Source organism: Pseudomonas frederiksbergensis, assembly GCF_001874645.1.
Classification (GTDB): Bacteria; Pseudomonadota; Gammaproteobacteria; order Pseudomonadales; family Pseudomonadaceae; genus Aquipseudomonas; species Aquipseudomonas frederiksbergensis_B.
The window spans coordinates 2,726,564-2,742,316 of the sequence record NZ_CP017886.1 but is presented as its reverse complement, the minus strand read 5'-3'; the positions used below and the strand labels follow the sequence as shown (position 1 = coordinate 2,742,316).

General features: G+C 61.2%; 14 protein-coding genes. 13 read left to right on the top strand and 1 reads right to left on the bottom strand.

The annotated features are described in order from the left end of the window. Nucleotides 1–216 precede the first annotated feature (216 nt). The 12 genes from BLL42_RS13305 to BLL42_RS13250 all read left to right on the top strand — a co-directional run bounded on the left by BLL42_RS13305 (nucleotide 217) and on the right by BLL42_RS13250 (nucleotide 14,664). Nucleotides 217–648: a MarR family winged helix-turn-helix transcriptional regulator gene (locus BLL42_RS13305; protein WP_071552510.1), complete on the top strand. Its 432-nt coding sequence runs from the start codon at nucleotides 217–219 to the stop codon at nucleotides 646–648. After that, a complete protein-coding gene (locus BLL42_RS13300) occupies nucleotides 645–2,726 on the top strand; it encodes an FUSC family protein (RefSeq protein ID WP_071552509.1) in 2,082 nt (693 codons plus the stop codon). Before BLL42_RS13305 ends, BLL42_RS13300 begins: the two co-directional genes overlap by 4 nt. Continuing rightward, the gene (locus BLL42_RS13295; protein ID WP_017478036.1) at nucleotides 2,723–2,932 is read left to right on the top strand and encodes a DUF1656 domain-containing protein; all 210 of its coding nucleotides are present in this window, start codon (nucleotides 2,723–2,725) and stop codon (nucleotides 2,930–2,932) included. The genes BLL42_RS13300 and BLL42_RS13295 overlap by 4 nt, the downstream gene beginning before the upstream one ends. Next, a complete protein-coding gene (locus BLL42_RS13290) occupies nucleotides 2,929–3,819 on the top strand; it encodes an efflux RND transporter periplasmic adaptor subunit (RefSeq protein ID WP_071552508.1) in 891 nt (296 codons plus the stop codon). The genes BLL42_RS13295 and BLL42_RS13290 overlap by 4 nt, the downstream gene beginning before the upstream one ends. Continuing rightward, a complete protein-coding gene (locus BLL42_RS13285; RefSeq protein ID WP_071552507.1) occupies nucleotides 3,816–5,264 on the top strand; it encodes an efflux transporter outer membrane subunit in 1,449 nt (482 codons plus the stop codon). The genes BLL42_RS13290 and BLL42_RS13285 overlap by 4 nt, the downstream gene beginning before the upstream one ends. Before the next feature lie 83 nt (nucleotides 5,265–5,347). Beyond that, nucleotides 5,348–5,983 (top strand): NADH:ubiquinone oxidoreductase subunit N, encoded by a 636-nt coding sequence (locus tag BLL42_RS13280; protein ID WP_071552506.1) that lies wholly within the window; start codon nucleotides 5,348–5,350, stop codon nucleotides 5,981–5,983. Between the two features lie 258 nt (nucleotides 5,984–6,241). Then, complete coding sequence (locus tag BLL42_RS13275) at nucleotides 6,242–7,753, top strand: YdgA family protein (RefSeq protein ID WP_071552505.1); 1,512 nt, start codon at nucleotides 6,242–6,244, stop codon at nucleotides 7,751–7,753. 274 nt (nucleotides 7,754–8,027) lie between these two features. Continuing rightward, nucleotides 8,028–10,496 (top strand): poly-beta-1,6 N-acetyl-D-glucosamine export porin PgaA, encoded by a 2,469-nt coding sequence (gene pgaA, locus BLL42_RS13270; protein WP_071552504.1) that lies wholly within the window; start codon nucleotides 8,028–8,030, stop codon nucleotides 10,494–10,496. A gap of 12 nt (nucleotides 10,497–10,508) precedes the next feature. Then, a complete protein-coding gene (gene pgaB, locus BLL42_RS13265; protein WP_071552503.1) occupies nucleotides 10,509–12,509 on the top strand; it encodes a poly-beta-1,6-N-acetyl-D-glucosamine N-deacetylase PgaB in 2,001 nt (666 codons plus the stop codon). A gap of 1 nt (nucleotide 12,510) precedes the next feature. After that, nucleotides 12,511–13,866, top strand: a complete 1,356-nt coding sequence (pgaC, locus tag BLL42_RS13260) for a poly-beta-1,6-N-acetyl-D-glucosamine synthase (RefSeq protein ID WP_071552502.1) — start codon at nucleotides 12,511–12,513, stop codon at nucleotides 13,864–13,866. Then, a complete protein-coding gene (pgaD, locus tag BLL42_RS13255) occupies nucleotides 13,863–14,384 on the top strand; it encodes a poly-beta-1,6-N-acetyl-D-glucosamine biosynthesis protein PgaD (RefSeq protein ID WP_071552501.1) in 522 nt (173 codons plus the stop codon). Before pgaC ends, pgaD begins: the two co-directional genes overlap by 4 nt. Before the next feature lie 100 nt (nucleotides 14,385–14,484). Then, a complete protein-coding gene (locus BLL42_RS13250) occupies nucleotides 14,485–14,664 on the top strand; it encodes a hypothetical protein (protein ID WP_071552500.1) in 180 nt (59 codons plus the stop codon). Here BLL42_RS13250 and BLL42_RS13245 read toward each other — a convergent pair whose 3' ends face one another. Next, a complete protein-coding gene (locus tag BLL42_RS13245; protein WP_071552499.1) occupies nucleotides 14,665–15,264 on the bottom strand; it encodes a transglycosylase SLT domain-containing protein in 600 nt (199 codons plus the stop codon). 192 nt (nucleotides 15,265–15,456) lie between these two features. Between BLL42_RS13245 and BLL42_RS29650 the strand changes: the two genes are divergently transcribed. Further along, entirely contained in the window at nucleotides 15,457–15,648 is a 192-nt protein-coding gene (locus BLL42_RS29650; protein WP_236721986.1) for a type II toxin-antitoxin system prevent-host-death family antitoxin, read from the top strand. The last annotated feature ends 105 nt before the right edge of the window (nucleotides 15,649–15,753 follow it).

Below are 15,753 nucleotides of genomic sequence, written 5' to 3'. Positions count from 1 at the left end.
TTTCCCTCTTGATCTGGCTGCTTTGGGCTTCTGTGCCGACGTAGCAGTGAAAACCTAGCTACCGTTCGTAATCTCAGGGTCGCTCGATACCGTTGCGGCAATGACCAGAGAATTGTTTCAAAACTTGACTGAATTTCCCCGCCAATGCGATATTGATAGTTAGCAAACTAACAGTGTGCGAATTTCCCCGTGTCCCAGACCCTCGACGCCCTTCAGATGAACATCAGCAGTGCCATGGTGGTGGCCGCGCGGCATTGGCGGAAAATCTGCCAGACCACGCTGGTCAACTACGGTATTTCCGAAGCCTGCGCCGTTCCGTTGTTGATGATCGGGCGTTTGGGCGAGGGTGTGCGGCAGGTGACGGTGGCGCAGGCGGCGGGGATGGAGAGTCCGTCGCTGGTGCGTTTGCTCGATCAGTTGTGCCAGGCCGGGTATGTCTGCCGCGCCGAAGATCCCCTTGATCGTCGCGCCAAGTGCCTGAGCCTCACCGACAGCGGTCGTGAGCTGGTGCAAGCGGTAGAAGCCGAGTTGGTGCGCTTGCGCCGTGAGGTGCTCGAAGGCATCGATCCGGCGGATCTGGAGGCGGCGCTGCGGGTGATTCGCGCGTTCGAGGTGGCGGAGCAGCCGTTACCGGTGACCCCATCGTGAACGGATTTTTTAGCGGCATACCGCCGGCCCGCGACTGGTTCTACGGCGTACGCACCTTCGCCGCATCGATGATCGCGTTGTACATCGCCATGCTCATGCAAATGCCGCGTCCGTATTGGGCGATGGCCACGGTGTACATCGTTTCCAGCCCGTTCGTCGGGCCGACCAGTTCCAAGGCGTTGTACCGCGCCATCGGCACCTTTACCGGTGCGGCGGCTGCGCTGCTGTTTGTGCCGATGTTCGTCCAGAGCCCGTATGTGCTGGTGCTGGTCATCGCGCTGTGGACCGGCATCCTGCTGTTTCTGTCCATGCATTTGCGCACCGCCAATAACTACGCGCTGATGCTCGCCGGCTACACCTTGCCGCTAATCGCTCTGCCGGTGGTGGATAACCCGCTGGCGGTGTGGGACGTGGCGGAAGCGCGGACCGAAGAGATCTTTCTCGGCATCGTCTGCGCGGCGGTGGTCGGCAGTATGTTCTGGCCACGGCGGCTGGCACCGGTATTCGATGATGCGGTGAGCAAGTGGTTCAGCGATGCGGTGACCTACAGCCAGCGCTTCCTGACCCGCAACGTGCAGCCTGACGAAGTCAGCGCCTTGCGCGCGTCGATGGTTGCGACCTTCAACTCCCTTGAGTTGATGATCGGTCAGTTGCCCCACGAAGGTGCGCGGCCGCAAACCGTGCGCAACACCAAAGAACTGCGCGGGCGAATGATTCACCTGCTGCCGGTGGTGGATGCGCTGGACGATGCGCTGTATGCCTTGCAGCGGCGCACCCCTGAGCTGGTGGATAAATTCGCGCCGCTGCTGGCCGCGACCATTGATTGGCTCGACCGCACAGACGCTTCGGTCGAGCGCTGGCAAGCACTGCGTCATCAACTCGAAGCCTTGCAACCGAGCTTTGATGCCCTGGATGATCGCAAGCCATTGCTGTTTTCCAACGCGCTGTATCGCCTGGGTGAATGGATCGATTTGTGGCAAGACCTGCGCAGCCTGCAAGAAGCGATTCGCTGTGAAAGCCAGGACAACTGGCGTGCGGTCTACCGCCATTGGCGGCTGGGCCGGCTGACACCTTTTCTCGACCGTGGGCTGATGCTGTATTCGGCGGCGTCGACGGTGCTGGCAATCATCGTCGCCTCGGTGCTGTGGATTCTGCTCGGCTGGACCGACGGCGGCAGTGCGGTGATTCTGGCTGCGGTGGCGTGCAGCTTTTTCGCCGCGATGGACGATCCGGCGCCACAGATTTACCGGTTCTTTTTCTGGACCGCGATGTCGGTGCTGTTCGCCAGCCTTTATCTGTTTTTGATCCTGCCGAACCTGCATGACTTCCCGATGCTGGTGCTGGCGTTCGCCATACCGTTTATCTGCGTCGGCACACTGACCGTACAACCGCGTTTTTACCTCGGCATGCTGCTGACCATCGTCAACACCTCGTCCTTTATCAGCATCCAGGGCGCCTACGACGCGGACTTTTTGAGTTTCGCCAACGCCAACCTCGCCGGGCCCATCGGCTTGTTGTTTGCCTTCATCTGGACACTAGTGGCGCGGCCCTTTGGTTCGGAGCTGGCGGCCAAGCGTCTGACCCGTTTCAGCTGGCGCGACATCGTCGGCATGACTGAACCGGCGAACCTCGCTGAACACCGGCATTTGGGTGTGCAAATGCTCGATCGGCTGATGCAGCATTTGCCGCGTCTGGCGATGACCGGTCAGGACACGGGTATAGCGCTGCGCGAAGTGCGCGTGGCGCTGAACCTGCTGGATTTGTTGGCCTATGCGCCACGGGTGTCGGGTGTGCCGAATATCTTGCTGCGTCAGGTGGTGGCCGAGGTCGGCGAATACTTCAAGGCCTGTCTCAAGGCCGGCGAACGTCTGCCTGCCCCGGCGCCGTTGCTGATGACCCTGGATCGCACTCGGCGCGCACTCAATGGCCAAGGCCTGCAAGGTGACGGCGAAACCCGCCTGCACCTCCTGCACGCCCTCGCCGGTCTGCGTCTGGCGCTGTTGCCGGGCGTGGAGTTCATCGGCGGCAGCGAGGCCGATGAACGGTTTCCCCAGGGTATCGATGGAGCGCCTTTATGATTGGTGATCTGGACATCAGCGGGGTGTTCCTGCCCACGTTGCTGGTGCTGATGGGCATTACGTACGTGCTGTACCTGGTGGTGCACGGGTTACTGACGCGCCTGCACTTTTATCGTCTGGTCTGGCACCGGGCATTGTTCAACGTGGGTCTTTACGCCTTGCTGCTCGGTGCCGTGGACTCACTCAGTCGATACCTGATGACATGAAAAAACCTATTTTGACCCTTGGCCGTGTGGTGTTGACCCTGTTGGTGGTGACCTTCGCGGTCGTCGTGGTCTGGCGCATGGTGATGTATTACATGTTCGCTCCGTGGACCCGTGACGGGCACATTCGTGCGGATATCGTGCAGATCGCCCCGGACGTTTCCGGGCTGATCCAGCAAGTGGAAGTGCGTGACAACCAGTGGGTGAAACGCGGCCAGGTGCTGTTCAGCATCGACCCGGACCGTTTCAAACTGGCGCTGCGCCAGGCCAAAGCGGCGGTCGCCGACCGTCAGGAAACCCTGGCTCAGGCGCAGCGTGAAGCCAAGCGCAACCGTGGCCTGGGCAATCTGGTGCCGGGCGAGCAACTGGAAGAGAGCCAGTCCCGGGTGGCCCGCGCCGAGGTGGCGTTGTCGGAGGCTCAGGTGTCGGTGGACAGCGCCCAGCTCAACCTCGACCGCTCGGTAATCCGCAGCCCGGTGGACGGTTACGTCAACGACCGCGCACCGCGTGCTCAGGAGTTCGTCACCGCCGGGCGTCCGGTGTTGTCGGTGGTGGACAGCAATTCCTTCCACATCGACGGCTATTTCGAAGAAACCAAACTCGACGGCATTCATGTCGGCCAAGGTGTCGATATCCGCGTGATCGGCGACCGTGCGCGGTTGCGCGGGCATGTCGAAAGCATCGTCGCCGGCATCGAAGACCGTGACCGCAGCAGCGGTTCGAACCTGCTGCCCAACGTTAACCCGGCGTTCAGCTGGGTGCGGTTGGCGCAGCGGATTCCGGTGCGGATTGCCTTTGATGACGTGCCGGCAGATTTCCGCATGATCGCCGGGCGCACTGCAACCGTGTCGATCATCGGTGACAAACCCGAGCAGGAGTCGGCGCAATGAAAGCGGCCGCCTGTTTAGCGACGGCCGGTCTCGGCTTGCTGCTGTCGGCCTGTCAGGTGGTCGGCCCGGATTACCATGTGCCCATCGATGCGGCGGTGCACCGCGAGGACTTTCAGGGCGACCTGACCGCGCACGGTCAAAACGTGGTGTCGGCGCCGGTGCCGGGCGACTGGTGGCGGCTGTACCAGGACCCGCGTCTGGATGAACTGGTGCGTCAGGCCATGGCCACCAACACCGATTTGCGGGTAGCGGCAGCCAACCTGTCTCGCGCCCGCGCCCAAGTCGAAGAGGCCGAGTCGGCGGGAGGCTGGAGCGGTGGTGTGAAGATGGGCGCCCAGCGTTTGCAGGAATCCGGCGAAGCCTTTTTGCTGCCGGAAAAGGTTCCGGTAGCCAACGTCGGTGACATCGGCATCACCACGTCGTATCAGTTTGATCTGTTTGGCACGTTGCAGCGCGGCATGGAAGCGGCCAAGGCCAATGCCGATGCGACGCAAGCGGCAGCGGACACCGCGAGAATCACCTTGGTCGCCGATGTCGTGCGGGCGTATACCCAAGTGTGCGCGGCCAACGAAGAGCGTGAAATCGCTGAGCACTCACTGGACCTGCAAGGCCAGAGCACTGCGCTGATTCAGCGGCTGCGCGATGCCGGGCGCGGCGACGAAACCCAGGTCACCCGTTCGCAAACCCAGTTCAAATCCTTGCGCGCCGATATGCCGCGTTATGAAGCCGCCCGTCAGGCCGGACTGTTCCGTTTGTCGATGCTGTTGGCCAAACCGGTGGATCAATTGCCCGCCGGTACCAGCAACTGCCATGAGCTGCCAAAGATTGCGCAATTGTTGCCGGTGGGTGACGGTGCCACATTGCTCAAGCGGCGGCCGGATGTGCGTCAAGCCGAGCGTCGATTGGCAGCCGAAACGGCGGACATCGGTGTCGCCACCGGTCAGTTGTACCCGGACATCAGCATCGGGGCGACCGTCGGTACTGTGGGTATTCTCGATCACCTCGGCCAACCGCAGACCAATCGCTGGGGCTTCGGCCCGTTGCTGACCTGGACCGTGCCGTCCAACGGCTCCCGGGCACGTGTGCATGAGGCTGAAGCGGCGACTCAAGGCGCGCTGGCGCACTTTGACGGGGTGGTATTGAACGCCATTCGCGAAACCCAGACCGGTCTGGCGCAGTATTCCTCGCTGTTGCAGCGCCGCGATGCCTTGGTCGATGCCGAGCAATCGGCGCAGCTGGCGGCGGACCAGACTCACCGCTTCTTCCAGGCGGGCCGGGCGTCGTTCCTCGCCGATTTGCAGGCGACCCGCACTTACACCGACGTGCGTGCACAGGTGGCGAGCGCCAATACCCAGGTCGCCATGAGCCAGATCGATTTGTTCCTGGCGCTGGGCGGTGGCTGGGAAAGCGGACGAACGCAAGGTTCACAGCCGACGAAACCCTGAGGCCGTTGCTATGCTTTTACATGTCGGGTCCGCGCGGGCGGATCCGGCAGTCAAGGCTCGCGTTGGTCATGGGGATTCGAATAATGAAAAACCCTTATGCTCCCGGCTTCTGGTGCGCGATTATCGCGCTGGTGCTGCTCTCGGCTACGTATTTCTATGGCGTGATGCTGGCGCACCAGCTCGATAAGGCTCTGATTTTTCTCGACAGTGCCAGTGCGCTGATCGGAGTGATGTCAATTGCGGTCGTCGCCTGGGCTTCGCTGCAAACCCAGCGGATCAAGAAAAAACAACTCGAACAAGGCAAGACCCTGGTGCTGATCTGGGACACCAAGGTGGCGTTGCGCCGGGTTGAAACGGTATTCGACCGGTATTTTTGGGGCAGTTACTGGCAACCGGGACGTACCTTTCAGGAAGTCATGGGTGAACTCACCGGCACCCCACTGGAAAAAAGCCTCGAAGCGCTCAAAACCCAATGCCTGGCCCTCGACAAACAGGTCACCGATGAAGGCTGGCACTGGCTGAACAATGCCCGCGAACTCTCCGACGTGGCCAACGCCATGGCCCGCGAGCGCTATCAACTGGATTTCTGCGACCCGCGCCCGGAATCACCTAATGGCGCGGTGATCACTCGTGATTTCGAAGTGCTGGTCTACACGTGGACGGCACGGCTGAAAAGCTTTGATCATCAGCTCGATGAGATCGAAGTGCAGTATTCCTGAGCGCATCGACGCTGCAAAAAGATCGCAGCCTGCGGCAGTTCCATTAGACACCGCACCGCAGGAGCTGCCGCAGGTTCGGGCCGCGTTCGGACGATCTTTTCATTTCGCGCGGCTACACACTTTCACCTTTAATCATTGGGCCGCCTTACGGCGCAAATGCTAATCTCCATCGCACTTTTAGCGGAGTCGAGCCGCAACCCGTCGAGGGTTCAGGGAAGACGACCACATTTTCAACAACGGACATTGATCGGGTCATTCATGAATAAATCAGCAGGCGTGCTTCTGGGAATCGTTGTGGCCATTGGTGCAATCAGTGCTGGCGGCGCCTGGTACACCGGCACGAAACTGGAAGGGGTGCTGCAAACCTCTATCGCCGACGCCAACAAAGAGCTGCAAACGGCGATGGTCGGTTCCAAAGGCACCGCGACCCTGGAACTGGTGTCGCTGGATCGTCAGTTGTTCAGCAGCACCGCGCACTACCGCGTCAAAGGCCAGGGCGAAATGTTCGGTCAGAACCCTGATGGCGTAGAACTGCTGTTCGTTGACCACATCGAACACGGCCCGCTGCCATTCTCGCGTCTGGTGTCGCTGAAATGGCTGCCGGTCATGGCCACCAGTCACTACTCGCTGGAAAAGACCCCACTGACTGAAAAATGGTTCGCCGCCACCCAGGACGCGCCTCCACTCAAGGGTGTGGTCAACATCGGCTATGACCGTGCCACCAGCGGCAACCTTGAACTGCTGCCCGTCGACACGGCACTGGATGACAAATCCACACTGAAATTTTCCGGTCTGAACCTCGACGTGTCGGCCAGCGCCCAGGCCCAGAAGGTCAAAGCCGACGGTTACATGGACAGCCTCACGCTGACCAGCGTTGCCGAAGATCAGTCCCCGGTGAAAGTCGAATTGAATGGTCTGACCCTGGCCAGCAATCTCAGCAAAAGCAGCTATGGCTACTACTTGGGAGAAAACGTCGTCGAGCTGACCAGCACCAAAACCACGTTTGGCGATAAACAGTCGGTGATGACCTTCAAGAACGCCGAAATGAAGAGCTCCACCACCGAGTCCGGGACCAACGCGGCAGGCCGTGCCGATTACAAGATTGGCGAAATCGCCCTCAACGACAAGGCCCTCGGCTCGGCGCAAATGGCCTGGAGCATGAAAAACCTCGATATCCCGTCGACGCTGTCGCTGGTGCAGATCTACCAGAGCAAACTGCAACCCTACGAAGCGGCCGCCGCCGCGGCTGCCGCTGCGGGTGAGCCGGCGCCAGAGCTGAACCTTACCGATGCCGAGCAGGCGCAGGTCAAGGCGGGTCTGGAGACCCTGCTGGCCGCTCAGCCACAGGTGGCGCTGGAGAACTTTTCGTTCACCACCCCGAACGGTGTAAGCCGCACCAGCCTGGTCGTTGACCTGACCAAGCCAACATCTCTGGACCTGCCCCCCGACCAGTTGGGCAAGCAAATGATTGCCCTGCTGGACTTCAATCTGCAGATATCCAAGCCGATGATCTCCGACCTGGTGACTGTGCAGGCACAGATGCAAGGCCAGACCGATGCCAAAGCGGTTGCTGATCAAGCCACCGCGACCAGTAACATGGTCAGCAGCGTGGCCGTTGGTACGCAACTGGCAACGCTGGATGGCAACAACATCGTCTCCAAGCTGCATTACACCAACAATCAGGTGGACTTCAACGGCCAGAAAATGACCGTCGAACAATTTGTCGGTTTTGTGATGAGCAAGCTCGGCAACGCTGGCGCGATGCAGTAAACGCCACGCACCGCACGATCAAGCACCCCGTAACACCATCGCGGCAGGTTTAGCCGCCTCGGAAAAACGCCTAGCCTTCGCCTTAGCGGAGAGACTGGGCGTTTTTCTGTGTAGGACGATTCTGAAGAAATATGCGGATTCGTCTTTTGCCCTTCGTCGCCATGGAAGACTCCACCACAGGATAGCTTGGCTGGGTCATAAGGCACCGGCCGCCTGAGGTGTAGTGCTCAGGGGAACCCATCGCTCCAGCTCTCCTCGTAGAGGAAGCTTGCGAATGTTGCGTACTTTCCATCCCCATCTGCGCCCGATGATTTGCGTGGCGTTGTGCAGTCAATTGCTCTGGCCGACGCTGGCCTTTGCCGATACGGCCTATGACGGCTTGATCCGTCAGGCGCGAGGCGGCAATTACAGCCCGGTACTCAGCGTGCTGCGCCAGGTTCCCGACAGCCAGTTGACGACCGGCCAGGTCAGCGATCATTTGCAGATCGCCAGTTGGGCGGGTCTCGATAGCGAAGTGGTCGAGGTCTATGAAGCTCAAGGACGCAACCGGGTGTTGTCGGTTCAGGCACTGACCGCGACTGCCCGTGCCTACCGCAATCTCAAACGCTGGGACTCGGCCTCTGCGCTGTACCGCAAGGCGTTGGCGCTTGAGCCCAACAATGCTGATCTGCAACTGGGTCTGGCGTTGACCCAGGCCGACGGCGGCAAACCTGAAGAGGCCGTCAGCCGCGCCAAAACCCTGGTCGCGGCCAAACCCGAGGACCCGGCCCGCCGACTGGCGCTGGCGTACGCCTTGACCCGCGCCGGGGCGACCTATGACGCGCTGTTCGAATACGATCAGGCGTTCATTCGGGCAGGCAACAACCCGGATGTCGCCCGCGAATACGTCTTTGCCTTGCAACGTGCGCGCTTGCCGGAGCCGGCCTTGCGTCTGGCCCGTCAACGTCCAGGGTTGATCGATCCGAGCGTGTTGCGGCGCATCGAAGGCGATGTGGCGGCCGAGCGGGTGCGCCTGGCGGAACTGGCCACGCGCAGCGAAAAAGAACGTTACGTCATCGCCGACTGTGCATTGGCCGATTACGACCAACTGCTCAAAACCTGGACCCCGGACGCGCAAGCCCACGACGACGTGGTGCGCTGGCGCATCGACCGCATGGGCGCGCTCAAGGCCCGTGCGCGCACCGCCGAGGTCATTCATGACTACCAACAGCTGATCGGCGAAGGTGCGACGATTCCGACCTATGCGCTGCGCTGGGTGGCCGCTTCGTATCTGGATCAACGTCAGCCTGAGGCCGCTGTCGATCTGTACCGTCAGGTGCTGGCGGCGCCAGACGCGGAGGTTGGCGATCGCCTCGAAGACAGCACCGCGCTGTATTACGCCTTGCTCGAAAGCGATCAACCGATGGAGGCGCGCAAGCTCGCCGAGACCCTGGCGCAGAGCCAAAGACCACGGATCGAACTCAAGGGCCAGCCCGTGGGCGATCCCAACGACAAATGGATGGACGCTCAACAACTGGCCGCTCAGGCCGGCACCCATGGCGCCGATTTGCCGTCGGCTGAGCAGCGGCTGGCGGCGCTGGTCGATCAGGCGCCCGGCAATGTCGGTTTGCGTCTGGCTCAGGCGGATCTGTACCGCGCTCGCGATTGGCCACGGCGCGCCGAATCCCAGCTCAAGGAAACCGAAAGCATGGCGCCGCGTGATGTCGGCCTGGAAGTCAGCCAGGGCTACACCGCGCTGGATTTACAGGAATGGCGTCAGCTCGATGCGTTGGCCGATGACGTCGGCGCGCGCTTCCCGGATAACCGTCAGGTGCAACGTCTGGAGCGCGTGCGCGACGTGCATGACATGGCCGAGTTGCGGGTTTCGAGCTATGGCGGCAAGAGTTATGGCGCAGGCAACAACGGCGCTGGCGCCGTGACCGGCAGCCGTGATTTGGGCATTGAAAGCGTGCTCTACAGCCCACCGATCGATGAGGACTGGCGGCTGTTCGGCGGTGCCGGGTTCGCCACCGGCGACTTTCAGGAAGGCACCGGATATCACCGCTGGCAACGCTTGGGCGTCGAACGGCGAACCCGCGACATGACCCTCGAAGCGGAAGTCTCCAATCACTCGTTTGGCTACGGCGACAAAACCGGCGCGCGCCTGGCACTGGCCCGCGACATCGACGATCACTGGCAGTACGGCGGCAGCCTCGATTATCTGTCAGCCAACACGCCGCTGCGGGCTTTGAACAGCGGTGTCACTGCCAACGGCGGTAGCGGCTTTATCCGCTGGCGCGCCAATGAAAGTCGCGAGTGGAAACTGGCCGTCAGCCCGTCGCACTTCAGCGATGGCAACAACCGCCTCGAAGCGTTGCTGACCGGTCGCGAAGGCGTGTACCGCGCGCCGGGCGTGCAAGTCGATCTCGGCCTGGAAGTCGGCAGCAGTCACAACTCGATGAGTGAAGACGTGCCGTATTTCAACCCGAAATCCGACTTCAGCGTGTTGCCGACGGTGAGCGTCAACCACGTGCTTTATCACCGTTACGAAACGGCCTGGAGCCAGCAGTTCCAGGCCGGTGCGGGGACCTACAGCCAGCGCGACTACGGAACGGGTGCCGTCGGTTTGCTCAGTTACGGCCAGCGCGTCAGCTGGAACGACGTGTTCGAGGCGGGAGCCGTATTGAGCCTGCTCAACCGGCCCTATGACGGCGATCGCGAAAGCGACCTGCGCCTGGTCATCGACCTCACTTACCGCTTCTAGAAGAGTTTGATCATGTCTGGAATCACACGCTGCATCCTGCTGTTGAGCGTCTTGCTGCTCACCGCTTGCGCCCAGCAAGCCCCAGCCTTCATGCCGCCGTCACAGCGACCGGTCCCGGCCAATGAAAAGCCCTGGCCAAAAAACCATGTGCTGGGCATTGCCTACCACGATATTGAAGATCGCGACCCCGATCAGGCCGTGGTTGCCGTGCGCACCGAGCGGCTGATCGAGCAACTTGCCTGGCTGCGCGAGAACGGCTACACAGCCGTCACCGTCGACCAGATCATGGCCGCGCGCAACGGCGGCCCGGAGCTGCCGCCCAAGGCCATTCTGCTGAGCTTCGACGACGGTTATTCGAGCTTCTATACCCGCGTCATGCCGGTGCTGCGTGCCTATAACTGGCACGCCTTGTTGGCGCCGGTCGGTGTCTGGATCGATACGCCGCTGGATAAACCCGTGGACTTCGCGGGCACCCCGCGCCCGCGTTCGGACTTTCTGACGTGGGCGCAGATCACTGAAGTCTCGAAGTCCGGCCTGGTGGAAATCGCCGCTCACACCGACGCCAGCCACAAGGGCATTCTGGCCAACCCGCAAGGTAACCTGGAACCTGCGGCGGCGACCCGTCGTTATGACGCGGCGACCGGGCGCTACGAGTCTGAAGCCGACTTCCAGGCGCGTCTGCGCAAGGACGTGGTTACCATCACCGAAAAAATCCGCAAGGCCACCGGCTATAACCCGCGTGTGTGGGTCTGGCCTTATGGCGCGGCGGATGGCACCGCGTTGCAGGTCACCGGTTCCGAGGGCTATCAGATGGCCCTGACCCTCGACGACGGCCTCGATTCGCTGAACAACCTGATGAGCAGCCCGCGTTTTCTGGTGGCCTCCGATCCGGATGGCGCGCATTTCGCCAACAGCATCGTTGCGGTGCAATCCGACGCGCCGATGCGCGTGGTGCACGTTGACCTGGATAACGTTTACGACCCGGATCCGGCGCAACAGGACATCAACCTCGGCAAGCTGATCCAGCGCATGGCCGACATGGGCGCCAACACGGTGTTCCTGCAAGCCTTCGCCGACCCCAAGGGCGACGGGCTGGTGCACTCCTTGTATTTTCCCAACCGCCACTTGCCGGTGCGCGCCGACATTTTCGACCGCGTCGCCTGGCAGCTGCGCACTCGGGCCCACGTCAAAGTCTTTGCCTGGATGCCGGTGCTCAGTTTCGCGCTGGATCCGGCCTTGCCACGCGTGACGCGCTGGAGCCCGGACAGCGGCCGGACCTCGGTTGACCCCGGCCAGTACCGACGCCTGTCGCCGTTCGACCCGAACGTGCGGCGGATCATCGGTGAGATTTACGAAGACATGGCGCGCCTGACCTCGGTCGACGGCATCCTTTACCACGACGATGCGCTGCTCTCGGATTTCGAAGACGCCAGCCCGCAGGCGTTGAAGGTCTACGCCGCGAACGGCTTGCCTGACTCGATGGCCGCCTTGCGTGGCGATCCGGCGACGCTGCAACGCTGGAGCCGTTTCAAGAGTCGCTACCTGATCGACTTCACCCACGAGTTGACCGCCAAAGTCCGCGCCATCCGCGGGCCACAGGTGCAGACCGCCCGCAACCTGTTCGCCGAACCGATGCTCAACCCGTCCAGCGAAGCCTGGTTTGCGCAGAACCTCGACGACTTCCTCGGCGCCTACGACTGGACCGCTCCGATGGCCATGCCGCTGATGGAAGGCAAGAGCCGCGAGCAATCCGGTGCCTGGCTCGAAGCGCTGGTGGCGACAGTCCGATCCCGCCCCGGTGCGCTGGACCGCACAGTGTTCGAACTGCAGGCCCGCGACTGGACCCGCAAGGACGCCGCCTTCGATCTGAACGGCGAGCAACTGGCGGACTGGATGGGTCGCCTCAAACGTCAGGGCGCGACCAGTTTCGGCTACTACCCGGACAACTTTCTCGAGAACCAGCCGGACCTGAAAACCGTGCGTCCCGCACTCTCCAACAAGTGGAATCCCTGACATGCTGGATAGACTGCTGGCCCTGCTGGTTCTGGCGATCGTGCTGGGGATTCCCCTGGGCGTGATCTTCCTGGTCACCGGGCAATTTCTGATGGACTTCGTGTTTTTCTATCCGCTGTTCATGTCCGGACTGTGGATCGCCGGTGGCCTGTATTTCTGGCTGCACTGGGAGCGCCACTGGCCGTGGAAGGACGACACGCTGCCGCCACCGCTGGCGGGCGAACCGCTGATTTCGATCCTGATTCCTTGCTACAACGAGGGCGATAACGCGGCCGATACCATTCACGCAGCGCTGGACCAGCATTACCCGAATATTGAAGTGATCGCGATCAATGACGGCTCCAAGGACAACACTGCGGCTGTCCTCGATGCCCTCGCTGCCGAGGATCCGCGCCTGCGGGTGCTGCACCTGGCGGAAAACCAGGGCAAAGCGGTGGCGTTGCGCATGGGCGCCATTGCCGCACGCAGCGAATACCTGGTGTGCATTGACGGTGATGCGTTACTCGCGCCGAACACCGCCGCCTATCTGGTGGCGCCGATGCTCGACAACGCCCGGCTCGGCGCGGTGACGGGCAACCCACGGATTCGAACCCGTTCGACCTTGGTCGGGCGTGTTCAGGTCGGCGAGTTTTCTTCGATCATTGGTTTGATCAAACGCACTCAGCGAGTCTTTGGGCGGATTTTCACCGTGTCCGGGGTGATCGTGGCGTTCCGTCGTTCGGCGCTGAATCGGGTCGGGTATTGGAGCCCGGACATGATCACCGAAGACATCGACATCAGCTGGAAGCTGCAGCTGGATCACTGGAGCATCTTCTACGAGCCGCGCGCGCTGTGCTGGATTCTGATGCCGGAAACCCTGTCCGGGTTGTGGAAGCAGCGTCTGCGCTGGGCCCAGGGCGGCGCCGAGGTGCTGTTCAAAAACATCCGCGGCATCTGGCAGTACCGCCATCGCTACCTCTGGCCCTTGCTGTTCGAGTACTGCCTGTCCACCGGTTGGGCCTTCACCTTTTTGCTGTCGGTGATTTTCTGGGGCGTGGGCAAGTTCGTCGACATGCCGGCCGCCATCGCCGTGCACCACCTGCTGCCGCCGGCCTTCACCGGGCTGTTGCTGGCGATGGTCTGCCTGCTGCAATTCGCGGTCAGCATCCTGATCGACCGTCGCTACGAGCGCGGGCTGTGGAAAACCATGTTCTGGGTGGTCTGGTACCCGCTGGTGTTCTGGTTCATCAGCCTGCTCACCACTTTGGTCAGCTTCCCCAAAGTGCTGTTTGGCCAACACCAGAAACGCGCGCGCTGGGTCAGTCCCGACCGTGGCATCAAACCGCTGGACGACGATGAAGAGGCAATCGGTCAATGAACATCATCAGAACCCGTCAACGGCCATTCCTGGTGGTCATCGACGCTTTTTTCACCGTGCTGGCCTGGATCGGCTTGCTGTATCTGCTGGTGCGCGGCCTCTGGCCGTTGCTCGATCCCCAAGAGGGGCAGCGTGTTGAATCGTCGATGCTCGACGCCCTCGGCACGCTGCAAATCTACCTGTGGGTGGCGCTGCTCAACGCGGTGATCCTGATCGGCTGGGCGCGTTACCAGCAGCGCAAAAGCAAAGGCTTCGCCAAGCGACGCATGCCGGCACCGGTGGTCGACGACGATGGCTTGAAGCAGAGTTTCAAGCTGACCGGCGAACGGCTGGTACAGCTCCGTCATCCGGGGATTCTGGTCATTCACAATGACGAGGCCGGCGACGTCAGCAACGTGGTCACGCGCTTCCTGCGCATCGATCCACACACGCAAAAGCAGCTGCTTGCGCCAGCATCGCTGGCGGAACAGCAGGCGATGCTCTCGGCGGGCAACGTTGATCGGGCACCGCTGATGTGAAGTTTTGCGCAGGGATTGCGGTCTGAGTGTTCAGGGCATTGGCGTCGTTCGTTGAAAGCGAGCACTATCAAGCCAATTACTGGTGCGTTGGAGGCCAGCCGTGACACAACGAATCGACCGCATTGCCCAAATGCTCAACTGCCCGATCAAGGGCGAAGAAATGCGCCGGGCGATTACTGAAGCTCGCAAGGACTTTCTTCTTGATGACGATGAAGAGGATGACGACGAGGAGGAACCTGCCGAGGTGGACATCGTGGATGAGAAGTCATCCAAGGCATGACTACCACCAGCTGCGGTTGCTCTCTAATTCTGTCCTGCACTGCCTGAGTTGCCAGCCATAATCTTTCGCCTGCTGCTCGACCTTGCGCGCCACTTGCATCAACCAGGGTTTCTGTAGGTAGCTCTGGCGACTGAACCCGCCACGTCCTTCATGGTAGGCAAGGTACTGGCTGTAGGCATCCCACTTGGAAACCCCCAACTGGCGCTGAGTGCCGGCGACGTACCAGCCAACGAACATGATCGCGTCGTCAAAGTTGTCACGCGAACCACCGTTGCCGGTCGCACTCTTGTACTCGCCCCACACCGGATCTTGCGCCTGGGCATAGCCATACGCCGAGCTGACCCGTCCCCAGGGAATGACCCACAGCAAATAGTCGCGAGGCGGAAGGGCATCGTGCACAAAGCTGCTTTCCTGCTTGATGATCGCCATCGCCACATGGGGCGGCAGGCCCCAGGCTTTCTCCATTTTCAGCGAATCTTTGTACCAGGCCGGGTATTGGCGGTAGATGCTGCAAAGGTTGCTTTGCTCTCTGGGCGGTGTCGTTGAGCAGCCTGCCAACAGGCCCAATGCGATGAGTACTATTAAAAAACGTCCGTGCAAAAATCACTCAGTTGGCCGTCAGCCAATCCTTATCGGTTAAATAGGGTGCCCGATACAGCGTCGCGCTTTTACTCCGGCGCGATGTGCAAATCGGTCCCTTGGTATGGCTGGCAGTTGGTCAGATGTGCGTTGACCCTTGCGCTATAAATTGAGCACTACCAGGTACCTTTTTAAGTACCTTGGAGCCTGCTCATGGAGCAACTACTCGCTAGCCGCTCAGTCAGCATCACGGAACTCAAGCGCAGCCCGAGCACCGTGATCGAGCAGGCAGGGTCTGAGCCCGTCGCAGTGCTCAATCATAACCGCCCAGCGGCCTATCTATTACCCCAAGCGGCTTATCAACGGCTTCTGGATCGGTTGCAGGCTGCGGAAAACCGTTCGTGAGGCAGCTGTTGTTCTCCGCGATGGTGCGAGAGGAGCTGCAGCATTCAGCAGCTACGTGACAAAAAGCGCCATCTCAAACAAAGCATGATGCAAGAACTCCTCACC

What these genes read in the sequence shown, in the direction of transcription:
- pgaD (WP_071552501.1), top strand. Translation starts at nt 13,863, where the DNA reads ATGAACATCATCAGAACCCGTCAACGGCCATTCCTGGTGGTCATCGAC.
- BLL42_RS13305 (WP_071552510.1), top strand. Translation starts at nt 217, where the DNA reads ATGAACATCAGCAGTGCCATGGTGGTGGCCGCGCGGCATTGGCGGAAA.
- pgaC (WP_071552502.1), top strand. Translation starts at nt 12,511, where the DNA reads ATGCTGGATAGACTGCTGGCCCTGCTGGTTCTGGCGATCGTGCTGGGG.
- BLL42_RS13275 (WP_071552505.1), top strand. Translation starts at nt 6,242, where the DNA reads ATGAATAAATCAGCAGGCGTGCTTCTGGGAATCGTTGTGGCCATTGGT.
- BLL42_RS13295 (WP_017478036.1), top strand. Translation starts at nt 2,723, where the DNA reads ATGATTGGTGATCTGGACATCAGCGGGGTGTTCCTGCCCACGTTGCTG.
- pgaA (WP_071552504.1), top strand. Translation starts at nt 8,028, where the DNA reads ATGTTGCGTACTTTCCATCCCCATCTGCGCCCGATGATTTGCGTGGCG.
- BLL42_RS13280 (WP_071552506.1), top strand. Translation starts at nt 5,348, where the DNA reads ATGAAAAACCCTTATGCTCCCGGCTTCTGGTGCGCGATTATCGCGCTG.
- BLL42_RS13285 (WP_071552507.1), top strand. Translation starts at nt 3,816, where the DNA reads ATGAAAGCGGCCGCCTGTTTAGCGACGGCCGGTCTCGGCTTGCTGCTG.
- BLL42_RS13290 (WP_071552508.1), top strand. Translation starts at nt 2,929, where the DNA reads ATGAAAAAACCTATTTTGACCCTTGGCCGTGTGGTGTTGACCCTGTTG.
- BLL42_RS29650 (WP_236721986.1), top strand. Translation starts at nt 15,457, where the DNA reads ATGGAGCAACTACTCGCTAGCCGCTCAGTCAGCATCACGGAACTCAAG.
- pgaB (WP_071552503.1), top strand. Translation starts at nt 10,509, where the DNA reads ATGTCTGGAATCACACGCTGCATCCTGCTGTTGAGCGTCTTGCTGCTC.